Origin of the sequence: Kitasatospora sp. NPDC091276 (assembly GCF_040684355.1) — a bacterium.
Taxonomy (GTDB): Bacteria; Actinomycetota; Actinomycetes; order Streptomycetales; family Streptomycetaceae; genus Kitasatospora.
The window spans coordinates 43,370-59,006 of record NZ_JBFBFU010000012.1 but is presented as its reverse complement, the minus strand read 5'-3'; the positions used below and the strand labels follow the sequence as shown (position 1 = coordinate 59,006).

13 protein-coding genes and 2 tRNA genes are annotated in these 15,637 nt (G+C 71.5%); 6 read left to right on the top strand and 9 right to left on the bottom strand.

Features of this window, described 5'->3' with window-relative positions; all coding sequences use genetic code 11:
* Window positions 1–44: 44 nt before the first annotated feature.
* Window positions 45–1,199, top strand: a complete 1,155-nt coding sequence (wecB, locus tag AB0O19_RS16930; protein WP_363620418.1) for a UDP-N-acetylglucosamine 2-epimerase (non-hydrolyzing) — start codon at window positions 45–47, stop codon at window positions 1,197–1,199.
* A 171-nt stretch (window positions 1,200–1,370) separates the two neighbouring features.
* The gene (locus tag AB0O19_RS16925; protein WP_363620229.1) at window positions 1,371–2,903 is read left to right on the top strand and encodes a glycosyl hydrolase family 18 protein; all 1,533 of its coding nucleotides are present in this window, start codon (window positions 1,371–1,373) and stop codon (window positions 2,901–2,903) included.
* 22 nt (window positions 2,904–2,925) lie between these two features.
* Here AB0O19_RS16925 and AB0O19_RS16920 read toward each other — a convergent pair whose 3' ends face one another.
* Both AB0O19_RS16920 and AB0O19_RS16915 read right to left on the bottom strand, forming a co-directional pair.
* Window positions 2,926–3,447 carry a hypothetical protein gene (locus AB0O19_RS16920; protein WP_350878266.1) on the bottom strand — a complete coding sequence of 174 codons (522 nt, stop codon included), beginning with the start codon at window positions 3,445–3,447 and terminating at the stop codon, window positions 2,926–2,928.
* A gap of 316 nt (window positions 3,448–3,763) precedes the next feature.
* Window positions 3,764–6,376, bottom strand: coding sequence for a valine--tRNA ligase (locus tag AB0O19_RS16915; RefSeq protein ID WP_363620416.1), 2,613 nt, complete (start codon window positions 6,374–6,376; stop codon window positions 3,764–3,766).
* 213 nt (window positions 6,377–6,589) lie between these two features.
* Between AB0O19_RS16915 and AB0O19_RS16910 the strand changes: the two genes are divergently transcribed.
* Both AB0O19_RS16910 and AB0O19_RS16905 read left to right on the top strand, forming a co-directional pair.
* Window positions 6,590–7,465, top strand: a complete 876-nt coding sequence (locus tag AB0O19_RS16910; RefSeq protein ID WP_363620227.1) for a hypothetical protein — start codon at window positions 6,590–6,592, stop codon at window positions 7,463–7,465.
* A gap of 113 nt (window positions 7,466–7,578) precedes the next feature.
* Entirely contained in the window at window positions 7,579–8,361 is a 783-nt protein-coding gene (locus AB0O19_RS16905; protein WP_363586431.1) for a hypothetical protein, read from the top strand.
* A 97-nt stretch (window positions 8,362–8,458) separates the two neighbouring features.
* On the opposite strand, the gene clpX is transcribed toward AB0O19_RS16905, so the two are convergent.
* The 5 genes from clpX to AB0O19_RS16880 all read right to left on the bottom strand — a co-directional run bounded on the left by clpX (window position 8,459) and on the right by AB0O19_RS16880 (window position 13,362).
* On the bottom strand, window positions 8,459–9,748 hold the full coding sequence (gene clpX / locus AB0O19_RS16900; protein ID WP_063347569.1) for an ATP-dependent Clp protease ATP-binding subunit ClpX: 1,290 nt from the start codon (window positions 9,746–9,748) through the stop codon (window positions 8,459–8,461).
* Between the two features lie 249 nt (window positions 9,749–9,997).
* Window positions 9,998–10,660: an ATP-dependent Clp protease proteolytic subunit gene (locus AB0O19_RS16895; RefSeq protein ID WP_350886164.1), complete on the bottom strand. Its 663-nt coding sequence runs from the start codon at window positions 10,658–10,660 to the stop codon at window positions 9,998–10,000.
* A gap of 56 nt (window positions 10,661–10,716) precedes the next feature.
* A complete protein-coding gene (locus tag AB0O19_RS16890) occupies window positions 10,717–11,334 on the bottom strand; it encodes an ATP-dependent Clp protease proteolytic subunit (protein WP_360211667.1) in 618 nt (205 codons plus the stop codon).
* Window positions 11,335–11,599: 265 nt separating this feature from the next.
* A complete protein-coding gene (tig, locus tag AB0O19_RS16885; protein ID WP_350886166.1) occupies window positions 11,600–12,994 on the bottom strand; it encodes a trigger factor in 1,395 nt (464 codons plus the stop codon).
* A 294-nt stretch (window positions 12,995–13,288) separates the two neighbouring features.
* A tRNA-Pro gene (locus AB0O19_RS16880) sits at window positions 13,289–13,362 on the bottom strand.
* Window positions 13,363–13,519: 157 nt separating this feature from the next.
* Between AB0O19_RS16880 and AB0O19_RS16875 the strand changes: the two genes are divergently transcribed.
* Window positions 13,520–13,590: transfer RNA gene (locus AB0O19_RS16875), tRNA-Gly, on the top strand.
* 101 nt (window positions 13,591–13,691) lie between these two features.
* On the opposite strand, the gene AB0O19_RS16870 is transcribed toward AB0O19_RS16875, so the two are convergent.
* Window positions 13,692–14,264 (bottom strand): hypothetical protein, encoded by a 573-nt coding sequence (locus AB0O19_RS16870; RefSeq protein WP_363620225.1) that lies wholly within the window; start codon window positions 14,262–14,264, stop codon window positions 13,692–13,694.
* A gap of 210 nt (window positions 14,265–14,474) precedes the next feature.
* Here AB0O19_RS16870 and AB0O19_RS16865 point away from each other — a divergent pair, with 210 nt between their 5' ends.
* On the top strand, window positions 14,475–15,266 hold the full coding sequence (locus AB0O19_RS16865) for a DUF6348 family protein (protein WP_363620223.1): 792 nt from the start codon (window positions 14,475–14,477) through the stop codon (window positions 15,264–15,266).
* Between the two features lie 34 nt (window positions 15,267–15,300).
* Here AB0O19_RS16865 and AB0O19_RS16860 read toward each other — a convergent pair whose 3' ends face one another.
* Entirely contained in the window at window positions 15,301–15,498 is a 198-nt protein-coding gene (locus tag AB0O19_RS16860) for a hypothetical protein (RefSeq protein ID WP_063347574.1), read from the bottom strand.
* Between the last annotated feature and the right edge of the window lie 139 nt (window positions 15,499–15,637).

The window sequence follows — 15,637 nt, the reverse complement described above, 5'->3', positions numbered from 1 at the left end:
CTGAGTCCTGAGCAGCCCCACCCCCTCGGAGCCTCCCCATGAGCATGTGCCTTCCCCCCGCCAGCGTCGCCGTCGTCCTCGGCACCCGCCCCGAACTGGTCAAGCTCGCCCCGCTGATCCACGAACTCGGCGGCGCCACCCGCCTGGTGCACACCGGCCAGCACTGGGACGAGGCGATGTCCGGCCGCTTCCTGCGCGACCTCGACCTGCCCCGCCCCGAGCTGCTCACCGGCGTCGGCGGGCGCCCCCGGGCCGGCCAGATCGCCCAGTCCCTCGGCCAGCTGGACGCCGCCTTCGCCGAGGACCGCCCCGCCGCCGTGGTCGTCCAGGGCGACACCAACGCCACCCTCGCCGGGGCGCTGGCCGCCAACGCCCGGGAGATCCCGCTGGTGCACGTCGAGGCCGGGCTGCGCAGCTTCGACCGGGCGATGCCCGAGGAGCACAACCGAGTGATGGTCGACCACGTCTCCGACCTGCTCTGCGCCGCCACCGGGGACAACGTCGCCAACCTGCGCGCCGAGGCCCTCGCCGAGGAGCGGATCGCGCTCACCGGCAACACCGTCGTCGAGGTGGTCCGCCGCCAGCTGCCGGCCGCGGCCGACCGCGCCGCACTGCTCGCCGCGCACGGGCTGCGCCCGGACGGCTACGTGCTGGCCACCGTGCACCGCCCGGAGAACACCGACACCGCCGAGGCACTGGGCGCCGTGCTGGCCGAACTGGACCGGATCGCCCGGGCGGGCACCCCGGTGCTGTTCCCGATGCATCCGCGTACCCGGGCCGCCGTCGAGCGCTTCGCGCTGGACGCCCTGCTGGAGCGCCTGGCCGTCACCGGGCCGGTCGGGTACGCCGACTTCCTGGGCCTGGCGAGCCACGCCGCGCTGCTGGTCTCCGACTCCGGCGGCGTGCAGGAGGAGTGCACCGTGCTCGGCCGCCCGCTCCTGGTGGTGCGCCGCTCCACCGAGCGTCCGGAGGCAGTGGCGGCGGGCTTCGCCGCGCTGGTGGGCCCCGACGAGGACCTGGGCGCGCTGGCCCGGGCCTGGCTGGCCGACACCCCCGAGCGGCTCGCCCTGCTCGCGGCCACCCCGAGCCCGTACGGCGACGGCCTGGCCTCGGCGCGGATCGCCGCGCTCACCGCCGCGGTCGCCGAGCCGGCCGAGCCCGGAGCAACCGACTCCAAGGCACGGCCGTCGGCCGCCTAGCGCCCTCTTGACAGCCGGATTGGTCTACTCCACCTTGTGAGTCAAGTCTCCTCCCCCGACAGGGACTTGAGTTGTCGGTAGCTCCCGCACGCGCACCATCGACACCCCGGACGGCGCTCCACCCCCACCACCCAGGCGCGCCGCCGGGCCTCCCCCACAGGAGATGGAGTCATGCCACCTGCCAGACACCGGCGCCCGCGCGCCGTCCACACCCTGCTCGCCGGGGCCTGCGCCGTCGCCCTCGGCCTGAGCGGACTCGCCCTCGCCACCGGCACCGGCGCCCAGGCCGCCGACCCCGACCTGATCACCAACGGCGGCTTCGAGACCGGCACCCTGTCCGGCTGGTCCTGCGGCAACGGCGCCGTCCAGAGCGCGACCGCGCACTCCGGCCGCTACGCCCTGCAGTCCACCCCGGGCTCGGGCGACACCGGCGAGTGCACCCAGACCGTCGCCGTACAGCCCTCCTCGACGTACACGCTGAGCTCCTGGGTCCAGGGCTCGTACGTCTACCTGGGCGCCCGCGGCACCGGCGGCACCGACCCCGGCACCTGGACGAACTCCACCGGCTGGGCCCAGCTGAGCACCGGCTTCACCACCGGCCCGGGCACCACCAGCGTCACCGTCTACCTGCACGGCTGGTACGGGCAGCCCGCCTTCCTCGCCGACGACGTCTCGCTGATCGGCCCGGGCGGCCCGCAGCCCTCCCAGAGCCCGACCTCCACCACGTCCCCGAGCCCCACCGGCAGCCCCTCCCCCACGGACACCGGCACCGCAAGCCCGACCGCCACCTCGACCGGCAAGCCTCCCGGCCTGCCCAAACACATCCTGACCGGCTACTGGCAGAACTTCGACAACGGCGCCACCGTCCAGCGGATCAGCGACGTCCCGGCCGCCTACGACATCATCGCGGTCTCCTTCGCCGACGCCACCACCACACCGGGCGGGCTGGGCTTCACCCTGGACCCCGCCCTCTCCTCCCGCCTCGGCGGCTACACCGACGCCCAGTTCAAGGCCGACATCGCGGCCAAGCGGGCGGCCGGCAAGAAGGTGGTGCTCTCGGTCGGCGGGCAGAACGGCACGGTGTCGGTGAGCGACCCGACCTCGGCGGCCAACTTCGCGAGCACCGCGTGGGCGCTGATGCAGGGCTACGGCTTCGACGGGATCGACATCGACCTGGAGAACGGCGTCAACGCCGCCTACCTGGGCCAGGCGCTGCACTCGCTGGCGGCGAAGAGCGGCAGCGGGTTCGTCCTCACCATGGCGCCGCAGACCATCGACATGCAGTCGACCGGCATGGAGTACTTCAAGCTGGCGCTGAACGTGAAGGACATCCTCACCATCGTCAACATGCAGTACTACAACTCCGGTGCGATGAACGGCTGCGACGGCAACGTCTACTCGCAGGGCACCGAGGACTTCCTCACCGGGCTGGCCTGCATCCAGCTCAAGGGCGGGCTGCGGCCCGACCAGGTGGGGCTCGGCGTGCCGGCCTCCACCAGCGCGGCGGGCGGCGGGTACGTCAGCCCGAGCGTGGTCGACAACGCGCTGGACTGCCTGGCCACCGGCACCAACTGCGGCAGCTACAAGCCCGACACCACCTGGCCGGGCATCGGCGGGGCGATGACCTGGTCGACCAACTGGGACGCCAAGGCGGGCAACCCGGTCGCGGGCACCATCGGCGCGCACCTGCACGCCATGCCGTGACGCCCCCTGCCCGGACCGGGGTTCAGACCCCGGCCCGGGCCTCCGGGACGTGTGCCGCGGGCCCACCGTGCCGGCGGCGCAACTCGGCCGTGATCTCGGCCAGTTCGCCCTCGGGCAGCAGCGGCAGCATCATCGCGACGCCCTGGAGCAGACCGCCGAGCAGGAAGGTGGTGTCGGCCGTCGAGGCGACCAGGCCGCGCACCTCGGCCACCTCACCGGCGGCCACCGCCTCGATCAGCCGGGCGGCGTCCGCGCTCTCCTCGTCCACCGCGACCGCGCCGTTGTCGGCCGGGGCGCGCCGGGCCATCGCCCGCAGCACCCGGTCGCCGACCTCGGGCGCGTACGCCTTGCGGACGGCCTCGGCGGCGATCCAGGCGAGCAGCGTGGTCACCTCGCGCTCGGCGCGCTCGGCGAGGAGCAGGTCCAGCTCGTGGTCGAAGGCGAGCTGGTTGCCGTGGCGGAACGCCAGCAGCAGGGTCGCCGCCCTGGCCTTGGCCTCCTCCACCGCCTCGGCAGGAAGTTCGTCGGCCAATTCCTCGGTCACCACCACGCCATGCCCTCCCGTCCGTCGGCTCAGCAGGAACGCTCAGCAGAAACACCCGTCAGAAACTCCGTGCACACCGTACACATCCGACCTGCAAACTTCCGCGAACCCGCGCGGGCAAGACCGGAATGAATTCGGAAGGAATAGGACCTCACCCGGTCCAGGATGAATATTCGCCGGAAGGGAGCAATGTTGCTGGGCTATTAGGCGTAGCAAAAAGAACACCGCCGCCGTGCCCGGCCGAGCCGCCCGGAAACGCCGGAGGGGCCGCACCCCGCGCGTCGCGGAGTGCGGCCCCTCACGGACCGGTACGGGCTCAGCCCTGCGGCAGCGCCGCGAGCTGGGCGGTGATCCGGGCGATGTCGGCCTCGGCGGCCTCCTGGCGGCCCCGGATCTTGGCGACCACCTCGTCCGGCGCCTTGGCGAGGAACGCCTCGTTGCCGAGCTTGGCCGTGGTCTGCGCCTTCTCCTTCTCGGCGGCCGCGAGGTCCTTGGCGAGGCGCTTGCGCTCCGCCGCGACGTCGATGGTGCCGGAGAGGTCGAGCGCGACGGTGGCGCCGGCGACCGGGAGCGAGGCGGTGGCCGCGAAGCCCTCCTCGGGGACGGTCAGCCGCAGCAGCGAGCGGATCGCGTCCTCGTGGACGGCCAGCACGGTGCCGTCCAGCTCCAGCTCCGCCGGGACGCGCTGGCCCGGCTTGAGGCCCTGGTCCGAGCGGAACCGGCGGACCTCGGTGACCACCTGCTGCAGCGTGGCGATCTCGGCCTCGGCCTCGGCGTCGCGGTAACCGCTGTCCGTCGGCCAGTCGGCGATGACCAGCGACTCGGCGCCGGTGAGCGTGGTCCACAGGGTGTCGGTGACGAAGGGCACGATCGGGTGCAGCAGCCGCAGCGTGACGTCCAGGACCTCGCCGAGCACCCGGCGCGCGGCGTCGGCCTGCGGGCCGCCCTTGGCCAGGGTGGTCTTGGACAGCTCGACGTACCAGTCGAAGACCTCGTCCCAGGCGAAGTGGTACAGCGCCTCGGACAGCTTGGAGAACTGGTAGTCCTCGTACAGCGCGTCCACCTCGGCGACGGTGCTGTTCAGACGCGACAGGATCCAGCGGTCGGTCGCGGTCAGCTCCTCCGGCGCGGGCAGCGGGCCCTCGACGGTGGCGCCGTTCATCAGCGCGAAGCGGGTGGCGTTCCAGATCTTGTTGGCGAAGTTGCGGGCCGCCTGGACCCAGTCCTCGCCGATCGGCACGTCGACGCCCGGGTTGGCACCGCGCGCCAGCGTGAAGCGCAGCGCGTCCGAACCGTACTTGTCCATCCAGTCCAGCGGGTTGACCACGTTGCCGAAGGACTTCGACATCTTCTTGCCGTTCTGGTCACGGACCATGCCGTGCAGCGCGATGGTGTGGAACGGCGGGGTGCCGTCCATCGCGTAGAGGCCGAACATCATCATCCGGGCGACCCAGAAGAACAGGATGTCGTAGCCGGTGACCAGGACGGAGTTCGGGTAGAACTTCGCCAGGCTCTCGGTCTGCTCCGGCCAGCCGAGCGTGGAGAACGGCCACAGTCCGGAGGAGAACCAGGTGTCCAGGACGTCGTTGTCCTGGTGCCAGCCCTCGCCGGTGGGCGGCTGCTCGTCCGGGCCGACGCACACGACCTCGCCGTTCGGGCCGTACCAGACCGGGATGCGGTGGCCCCACCACAGCTGGCGCGAGATGCACCAGTCGTGCAGGTTGTCGACCCAGTCGAAGTAGCGCTTCTCCATCTCCTGCGGGTGGATCTTGACCTTGCCGTCGCGGACCGCGTCGCCGGCGGCCTTCGCGAGCGGGCCGACCTTGACCCACCACTGCATGGACAGCCGCGGCTCGATGGTGGTCTTGCAGCGCGAGCAGTGGCCGACCGAGTGGACGTACGGGCGCTTCTCGGCGACGATCCGGCCGTCGGCGCGCAGCGCGGCGACGATCGCCGAGCGGGCCTCCAGCCGGTCCAGGCCGAGGAACGGACCGTGCACGGTGATGACCGCGTGCTCGTCCATGACGGCGACCGAGGGCAGGCCGTGCCGCTGGCCGATCTCGAAGTCGTTCGGGTCGTGCGCGGGCGTCACCTTGACGGCGCCGGTGCCGAACTCCGGGTCGACGTGGGCGTCGGCGACCACGGGGATCCGACGGCCGGTCAACGGCAGCTCGATCTCGGTGCCGACCAGGTGGCGGTAGCGCTCGTCGTCCGGGTGGACGGCGACCGCGGTATCGCCCAGCATCGTCTCGGCGCGGGTGGTGGCGACGACGATCGAGGCGTCGCCCTCGCCGTAGCGGATCGAGACCAGCTCGCCGTCGTCGTCCTGGTACTCCACCTCGATGTCCGAGATGGCGGTCAGGCAGCGCGGGCACCAGTTGATGATGCGCTCGGCCCGGTAGATCAGCTCGTCGTCGAAGAGCTTCTTGAAGATGGTCTGGACGGCCTGGGACAGGCCCTCGTCCATGGTGAATCGCTCGCGGGACCAGTCCACACCGTCGCCCAGGCGGCGCATCTGGCCGGAGATCTGGCCGCCGGACTCCGCCTTCCACTTCCAGACGCGCTCGACGAAGGCCTCCCGGCCCAGGTCGTGGCGGGACTTGCCCTCCTTGGCGAGCTCGCGCTCGACCACGTTCTGGGTGGCGATGCCGGCGTGGTCCATTCCGGGCTGCCACAGCGCCTCGTAGCCCTGCATCCGCTTGCGGCGGACCAGCGCGTCGATCAGCGTGTGCTCGAAGGCGTGGCCCAGGTGCAGGCTGCCGGTCACGTTCGGCGGGGGGATGACGATGGTGAACGGGGGCTTGTCGCTCTTGGCGTCCGCGGTGAAGTAGCCACGCTCTACCCAGCGCTCGTACAGCTCGCCCTCTACGTCCGCGGGGGTGTAGGTCGTCGGGAGAGTTGCTGCTTCGTCCCCGGCAAAGGTGCTCACGGGGTGCTGGTTCGTCGTGTCGGTCACGACGCACAGTTTACGTAACCGCGGGCACGTGTTACGAACCGCTTTCTCCGCGCGGACGCGACCCGCCCGATCGGCTCGGTGGCGGACACCGTACGGTACCGTTCCCGGGCACTCGTCCGGCGTCCGCACGGACCCCGGGACGACACGACGACAGGCCGCGGGTGCGGCGGGGGAGCACGGACGCAGATGTACGGCCAGGGCCAGCAGTATCCGCAGGGACAACCGCAGGGACAGCCTCAGCCGTACGGGGGCCAGCCCCCGTACGGCCCGCCGCAGCCACCGCCGCCCTACGGCGCCCCGCAGCAGCCGCCCCAGTACGGCTACCCGCCGCAGGACGGCCAGCCCTACGGCGCTCCCCAACCGCCCCACGGTGCCCCGCAGCAGCCGTACGGCGCCCCGCAGCCCCCGTACGGCTACCCGCCGCAGGCCCCGTACGGCCAGCCGGGCTACCCGCCGCCGCCGAAGAAGGGCCGGACCGGCCTGGTGGTCGGCCTGGTCGTGGGCGCGCTGGTGCTGGGCGGCGGCGGCTTCGCCGCGTGGAAGTTCCTCGGCGACGACCAGGGCGGCCAGTACAAGATCTCCGCGCCGCAGTCGCTGCCCGACGGCTACACCCAGAAGTCGGCCAAGGAGGAGGCCGTCGACCCGGCCAAGCCCGAGGCGGCGAAGTTCGGCAAGAACCTCACCGTGCTGGCGGCCAGCTACAGCAAGGGCTCCGACGCGCTCGACACGCTCTCCGTGGTCGGCGTCTACGGGGAGCTCAACGACCCCGGCCAGATCATCGACGACTCGAAGAAGGACACCGGCGGGCTGACCTGGACCACGCCGCTGACGGACTTCCCGGCGCAGGACGGTCACAGTTCCTCGGCGAAGCTCGCCTGCGGCGTGGCCGGCGTCATCGCGGGCAAGGCCGGGCCCACGGTCTGCGTGTGGGCGGACAAGTCCACCACCGGCCGGATCACCTTCAGCAAGATCAGCCTGACCGGCGGCGTCCAGGGCCTCACCCCGGCCCAGGCCGCGGACAGGACCCGGGCGATCCGCGACGCCATGGTCGTCGCCAAGTAACCCGGGCACCGCCCCGCCGCGCCACCACACGTCACCACCACGTCAGCACCACGTCCCCGCCGCCACCGGCCGCGCCGGGCGGCACCCGGGCATCGCCATCAGAGAGGCCTCGCGTGACCGAGCAGAACCCCTACGGCCCCCCGCCGCAGCCGGGACACGACGCACCGCCGCCCCCGCCGGCCCCGCCGGGCTACGGCGGCATCCCGCCGCAGAGCCCGCCGCCCGGCTACCCGCCGGTCGGCGAGCCGGGTGCCTACCCGGGGTACGGCGCCTACCCGCCGGTGCCGCCGCCGCGCAAGTCCCGCAAGACGCTCTGGACCGTGCTCGGCGTCGTCGGCGCCTTCGTCCTGCTGGGCGGCGGCACGCTCGCCTACTTCGTCTACGACGTCGCCAGCAACGCGGGCACCCAGAAGATCGTCCTGCCGGCCACGTTCAAGGACCTGCGCCAGAGCGACGACCCCCAGGTCGCCGACACCCTGGAGAAGGGGCTCACCTCCAGCTTCGGCAAGGGCGACGGCAACTGGAACCCCACCGGGGTGGGCGCCCTCTACCAGAACGCGCAGTCGGAGCCTCAGCTGGTCGTGTTCGGGGGCTACGGCAAGGTCCTGGCGCCGAAGCAGGAACTGGACCAGGCGTTCCAGGGCATGGCCTCCACCGGTCGCAAGCTCAGCGACCGGCACGTGGTGGACGCCGGCCCCAAGGGCGGCGCGATGGAGTGCGCCGCGGTCGTCGGCGGCGAGAGCGAGGCCGGGACCACGATGGGCATCTGCTCCTGGGCCGACAGCAGCGGCCTGGTGATGGTCATGACGGTGGCCGACCCGAGCGCCAAGCCGGACCTGGACAAGCTCGCCGCCGACACCCGCGACCTGCGCGCGGTCGCCGAGGTCCCCAAGTAGTCCACCGGGAACCGCCGGTGACCCTCCGGGCACCGGGAAACGCCGAAGGGCCCCGCACCGGTCGGTGCGGGGCCCTTTCGGACACGGCGGGCGCGGGTCAGGCGCTCTTCTCGCGCCGCTCGCGCTTGATCATGTCGCGCGGGACGAGGGTGGGGATGGCGTGCTTGGAGACCACGTCCCCGGTGACCACCACACGGGCGACGTCCTGACGCGAGGGCACCTCGTACATCACGGACATCAGCACCTCCTCCATGATGGCCCGCAGGCCGCGCGCGCCGGTGCCGCGCAGGATCGCCTGGTCGGCGATCGCCTCCAGCGCGTCCCGGGAGAACTCCAGCTCCACGCCGTCCAGTTCGAAGAGCTTGCGGTACTGCTTGACCAGCGCGTTCTTCGGCTCGGTGAGGATCTGCAGGAGCGCCTCGCGGTCCAGGTTGTGCACGCTGGTGATCACCGGCAGCCGGCCGATGAACTCGGGGATCATGCCGAACTTCACCAGGTCCTCGGGCATCACCTGGCGGAAGTGGTCGCTGGCGTCCGACTCCCGCTTGGAGCGGATGTTGGCGCCGAAGCCGATGCCCTTGGCGCCGGCCCGGCCCTCGATGATCCGCTCCAGGCCGGCGAACGCGCCGCCGACGATGAACAGCACGTTGGTGGTGTCGATCTGGATGAACTCCTGGTGCGGGTGCTTGCGCCCGCCCTGCGGCGGCACCGAGGCGGTGGTGCCCTCCAGGATCTTCAGCAGCGCCTGCTGCACGCCCTCGCCGGAGACGTCCCGGGTGATCGACGGGTTCTCGCTCTTGCGCGCGACCTTGTCGATCTCGTCGATGTAGATGATCCCGGTCTCGGCCTTCTTGACGTCGTAGTCGGCCGCCTGGATCAGCTTGAGCAGGATGTTCTCGACGTCCTCGCCGACGTACCCGGCCTCGGTCAGCGCGGTGGCGTCCGCAATCGCGAACGGCACGTTGAGCATCCGGGCCAGGGTCTGCGCCAGCAGCGTCTTGCCGGAGCCGGTGGGGCCCAGCAGCAGGATGTTGGACTTGGCCAGCTCGATGGCGTCCTCGCGGCCGTTGCCGCCGCTGCGGCCCGCCTCGCCGGCCTGGACGCGCTTGTAGTGGTTGTAGACCGCCACCGACAGCGCCTTCTTGGCGAGGTCCTGGCCGACCACGTACTGGTCCAGGAACTCGTAGATCTCCCGCGGCTTCGGCAGCTCCTCGAAGCGCACCTCGGAGGTCTCGGCGAGTTCCTCCTCGATGATCTCGTTGCACAGGTCGATGCACTCGTCGCAGATGTACACGCCTGGGCCGGCGATCAGCTTCTTCACCTGCTTCTGCGACTTGCCGCAGAACGAGCACTTGAGCAGGTCGCCACCGTCTCCGATGCGTGCCACGAGGTGCTTCCCCTTCGCCAGGGGCCCCGCAGGGGTTCCGGGGCCTGGTGCTGTGGACCGTCAACGCCGACGGCGATCGGTCTCGCTATCCGACGGTACTCTGCCGGGCCCCTGATTCCGTCCTCTTCGCCGGGTCTGCCCTACGCCCTGGGCGAATTGATACCGAACAGATGCCGTTGCGGAGGCCGCCGACGAACCGGAGCGGGGCGCGCACGCAGGATGCGCGCCCCGCCTCGGAGGGTGCCGGCCTCAGGAGGTCAGCGAGGTCTTGCGGGTGGAGATGATCTGGTCGACGAGGCCGTACTCCAGGGCCTCCTCGGCGGTGAGGATCTTGTCGCGCTCGATGTCCTCGCGCACCTGCTCCACCGGCTTGTTGGAGTGCTTGGAGAGCATCTGCTCCAGCTGCTCGCGCATCCGGAAGATCTCCTTGGCCTGGATCTCCAGGTCGGACACCTGGCCGCGGCCCGTCTCGGTGTACGGCTGGTGGATCAGGATGCGGGCGTTCGGCAGCGCCATCCGCTTGCCGGGGGTGCCGGCCGCGAGCAGCACGGCCGCGGCGGAGGCCGCCTGGCCCATGCAGACCGTGGTGATGTCCGGCTTCACGTACTGCATGGTGTCGTAGATGGCCGTCAGGGCCGTGAACGAGCCGCCGGGCGAGTTGATGTACATCTGGATCTCGCGGTCCGGGTCCATCGACTCCAGGCACAGCAGCTGCGCCATGATGTCGTTCGCCGAGACGTCGTCGACCTGCGAGCCGAGGAAGATGATGCGCTCCTCGAACAGCTTGGCATACGGGTCGTACTCGCGGATGCCCTGCGTGGTGCGCTCGACGAAGCGCGGGACGATGTAGCGACCCTCGGCGCGCATGTCCTCGACGCGGGCCTGGGCGGCCGACAGGCTGGGGATGTTCATGGGGGTTCTTGTCCTCCGGGGCGTTGTGGCTGTGGTCTCGTGGGCCGGGCCGAGGCTCAGGCGCCCGTGCCGCCGCCGCCGGGGACGTCCGCGGCGCTGTGCATGATCGCGTCGATCAGGCCGTACTCCAGGGCCTCCTCCGGCGTGAACCAACGGTCGCGGTCGGAGTCCCTGGTGATCTGCTCGAAGGACTGGCCGCTGTGGAAGGCGATCAGCTCGGACATCCGCTTCTTGGTGCGCAGCAGCTGCTCGGCCTGGATGCGGATGTCGGTGGCGGAGCCGCCGAGGCCGGCGGAGGGCTGGTGCATCAGGATGTTGGCGTTCGGCAGCGAGAAGCGCTTGCCCTTGGCGCCGGCGGTCAGCAGGAACTGGCCCATCGAGGCCGCCATGCCCATCGCGATGGTGACGACGTCGTTCTTGATGTACTGCATGGTGTCGTAGATCGCCATGCCCGCCGAGATCGAACCGCCCGGGGAGTTGATGTAAAGGAAGATGTCCTTTTCCGGGTCCGCGGCCAGCAGCAGCAGCTGGGCGGTGATCTTGTTGGCGATGTCGTCGTCGACCTGCTGGCCGAGGAAGATGATCCGCTCGTTGAGCAGCCGGTTGTACACCTGGTCTCCCAGGCCGCCGAGCACGTCACCAGAGGCGGCGTGCGGCGCCATCGGGCCAGGCATCTGCATCTGCGGGAACGTCACTTAGCCACCTGCTCAGTCGATTTGGACGGTCGCTCCACGGCCGTCACGGTGTCGCACAGCTTCCGGGTATCACGGTGTGATTGGTGCTGTCCAAGGACCCTAACGCGCAGGCCGGGCCGCAGAATCCCTCACGCAGAACTGTTCGCTGTGAGCGCAGGGTCGGGTCCGCCCCGGGGGACGACGACGGGCCCGGACACCGTACGGCGTCCGGGCCCGTCGCAGACCTCAGGGGCTACCGGGGCACTCAGGCCTCGGTCTTCTCCTCGGCGGCGGTCTCCTCGGCGGCCGGGGCCTCGACGGTCTCGGCCGTCTCGTCCTCGTCGTCGAAGTTGACCTCGTTGCCCTCGGTGTCGACGACCTTGGCGGCCTCGACCACGGTGGCCAGCGCCTTGCCGCGGGCGACCTCGCCGACCAGCAGCGGCACCTGGCCACCCTGGACGACCTGCTGCGCGAACTGGTCCGGGGTGAGACCCGAGCCGGCGGCGCGGCGGATGAGGTGCTCGGTCAGCTCCTCCTGGTTAACACCCAGCTCTTCGTCGGCGACGATCTGGTCCAGGACGAACTGGGTCTTGATGCCCTTCTTCGCCTGCTCCTCGATCTCGGCGTCCCACTCCTCGCGGGTCTTGCCCTGGGTCTCCAGGTAGCTGTCGATGTCGAGGCCCATCGGCTGGAGCTGGTGGTGCTCCAGGTTGTGCTTGCGGGTCTCGACCTCGTCCTTGAGGAGCTTCTCCGGGAACTCGATCTCGACCAGGCCGAGCAGGGCGTCCAGCACCTTCTCCTGGGCCTGGGTGGCCTGGTCGTACTCCTTCATGCGCTCCAGGCGCTTGCGGGAGTCGTCGCGCAGGGCCTCCAGGGTGTCGAACTCGCTGGCCAGCTGGGCGAACTCGTCGTCCAGCTCGGGCAGCTCCTTCTCCTGGACGGCGGTGACGGTGACGGTGACCTCGGAGGTCTGGCCCGCCTGGGTGCCGCCCTTGAGCTCGGTGGAGAAGGTGGCGGTGCCACCGGCCTCCAGGCCGGTCACGGCGTCGTCGATGCCGTCGATCAGGCGGCCCGAGCCGATCTCGTAGCTGACGCCGTTGGCGGTGCCGTCCTCCGGCACCTCGCCGTCGACCTTGGCGATCAGGTCCACGACCACGATGTCGCCGGCGGCCGCGGCGCGCTCGACGTCCTTGACCGAGGAGAAGCGCTCGCGCAGCTGCTCCAGGGACTTCTCGATGTCCTCGTCGGAGACGACGATCGGGTCGACGGTCACCTCGATGGAGGCGAAGTCCGGAAGGGTGATCTCCGGACGGATGTCCACCTCTGCGGTGAACTTCAGGTCACCGCCATCGGCGATCTTCTCGACACCCTCGATGTTGGTGATGTCGGGCTGGCCGAGGACCTCGATCTTGCCCTCGTCGACGGCCTGCGTGTAGAAGCGCGGCAGGGCGTCGTTGACGGCCTCCTCCAGCACGGCACCGCGGCCGAAACGCTGGTCGATGACGCGAGCCGGGATCTTGCCCTTGCGGAAGCCCGGAACCGTGACCTGCTGGTTGATCTTCTTGTACGCCGCGTCGAGGCTGGGCTTGAGCTCCTCGAAGGGCACCTCGACGGTGAGTCGAACCCGGGTCGGGTTCAGAGTCTCGACGGCGCTCTTCACGGTTAGGTCTCCTATGGGCTTGCGGTCAGGTTGCCTCCGCCGTTCCCGGCCGCCGGCCGAGGCCGTACGAGTGGGTCGGGCGAGACGGGCGATGAAGGGTTGGAGCTGCATCTCCCGTGGGGGGTGGACGGTGAGAGTGACTCCTCGCCCTCGTGCGGTTGACCTGGGTTGAGACCGCAGGGACTACCGCCAGCGCCCCATCCTACCGGTACCACGAAAGGCGGACGCCAGGCGCCACCATCGGGCCCGAACAGAACAGGGCCCCGCCACGGTGGACGAGACCCTGCCGCACTGTCGGGGTGACCGGATTCGAACCGACGGCCTTCCGCTCCCAAAGCGGACGCGCTACCAAACTGCGCCACACCCCGTGGTGCCGAGAGGAAGCGTACACGTCGGGCCCTGGCGGCTCGCCGACATATTCGGGGGCGGTCCGAGGGAGCGCGCGCAGAATCCGGTGTGCGCGGAAGCGCCCGGACCGGGTACGCTGTCCCCCGAACTTCCGGCCGGCAACGACCGGGGGATCACGCGGGCGTAGCTCAATGGTAGAGCCCTAGTCTTCCAAACTAGTCACGCGAGTTCGATTCTCGTCGCCCGCTCATCGGCCCGGCCCCGGTGCGTCTCCACGCACCGGGGCCGTTGGCGTTTCCGGGCGGCCCCGCGAGCCCGGCGTCCGGGGGCGGAGGCCGGGAGGGCCGGTTCAGAGTCCGAGCCGGGCGGCCCGGGCGGCGGCCCGGTCGAGCAGCCGGTGGACGTCGGCCTCCCGGGTGGCGGGGCGGTCGTTGTACTCGTCCGGGGAGCGCGCCGGGCGGCCGGTCGCGTGCAGCACCTCCATCAGCTGGACCCGGGCGGTGCGCACGGTGGCCGGGGTGCCGTAGCCGTGCGCGAGGACGGCGGCCTGGGCGCCGAGCAGGCAGACCCGTCCGCGCGCGTCCCACATCGCGCCCTGCAGCCAGCCGTGGGCGCCGATGTAGCGGGAGGCGAGCCGCAGGTGGTCGGCGGCGCTGACCGGCACCGGGCGGGCCGGGCGGCGCAGCGCCCGGTCGAGCAGGGTGGCCCGGGGCGCCGGGTGGCCGGCGCACCACGGCCGCACGGTGGTGCCGTGGGGGCAGACGTACGGCACCGGGTGGCGCGCGGGGGCGGGCAGCGAGGCGAGGTAGGCCTCGATCTCGGCGGCCAGGCCGGAGCCGTCCGGGCCCGCCAGAAGGGGCGGAAGGGGTGCCGGAGGGGCCGTCGGGAGCGACGACGGCCTCGTCGGGGCGGTGCGGGTCATGCGGGCTCTCCAGGCGGGCGGCAGGGCCCCGGCCGGCGGCCACAGGGCGGTTCCGCTTCCCAAAGTGGTGCATTCCAGACATTTCCGCGACCGGAGAACCGGGGAGGCCGGACGGTTTCCCGCCTGGCTGCCGGGCCGATAGCCTCGGCGGCGTTCGAGCGCAGTTCGAGCGGGAGCTCACCCGCCGCGCTCCGAGGTGGAGGAGTCCCGGTGCGTCCCCAGGAGCGGCTGGCCGTCATACAGCGCTGTGTCGTCCGGGAGATGGCACGCCTCGGGCAGGAGTTCACCGCCGACGGCGAGGTGGTGCGCGGCCCGGGGACGACGGCGGTGGCGGTGCGCGAGCACCCCGGGGACGACGGCGCCGGCCACGTCGACCTCGGCTACGTGCTGCACCTGGGCCGGGCGGACGCCCCGGTGGTGTGGGACTGCGCGGCCGGCCTCGGCAAGACCGAGGAGGAGAAGCTCGCCAACGCGGTGAAGATGTGGGCGACCACCACCGCCTCGGTACTGGTCGAGCTGACGGACGGGCGCGGCGTGCACGCCGACCACGCGGACCACGCCGAACTCCAGGGCTGGCACGCCGTCCAGGGGCCGGCGGCGGTGTTCGGCTTCGGCAACGAGCACCTGGCGGGCTGGCTCGCCGAGCACCGGGTGCTGCCGGCGCTCGCGCCCGCGCTGCGGCCGCAGCTGGCCGGGCCGGGGCCGGTCGGGGTGAAGCTCTTCCTGGGCGGGAAGGCGGGCGACGACGTCGCCGAGGTCCGGGTCGACGGCGAGGTGTCGGAGGCCGCGTCGGCGGCGCTGCGCGCGATGGACTGGCCGCGGGGCGAACGGCTGTGCTGGGCGCGGCTGTTCGTGCTGTTGACGGCCGATTCGGCGGTGCCGGGGCAGGCCGCCGCGGCGGGTGCCGCGGCACCCGCGCCGATGCGCGCCCCCGCCCAGGCGGCGGCCCGCCCCCGGGGACTGTTCGCCCGCTGGCGGGAGGCCAGACGGGCCGGCCGGTGATCCCCTCGCGGGGGTCGCGGACGGCCCGGCCGGGTCAGCCGCCGGTGATGCCCGAGATGCTGTGGGCGAGGTTCGCCAGCAGGGAGTTGATCGAGCCCGCGACCGTGGTCTCGTGCAGCATGAAGCCGAACAGGGCGGCGATGATGCCGTGCGCGATCTTCAGCTGCTTGTTGCGGATGAAGATGATGCACAGGATTGCGAACAGGACCAGCGCGGAGACGGAGAGTGCCACCCGGACTCACTTCCTCGTTTCATAGCGTGGTGCCGCCGCCCGGCGGCACCTGCGAAGCCGGACCCCGGCCTGTCCGACGGTCCCGAGGCGGAATCGCGGATCGACCGGCACACCACCGGCGAGGGAGCCCGGCGCGGTC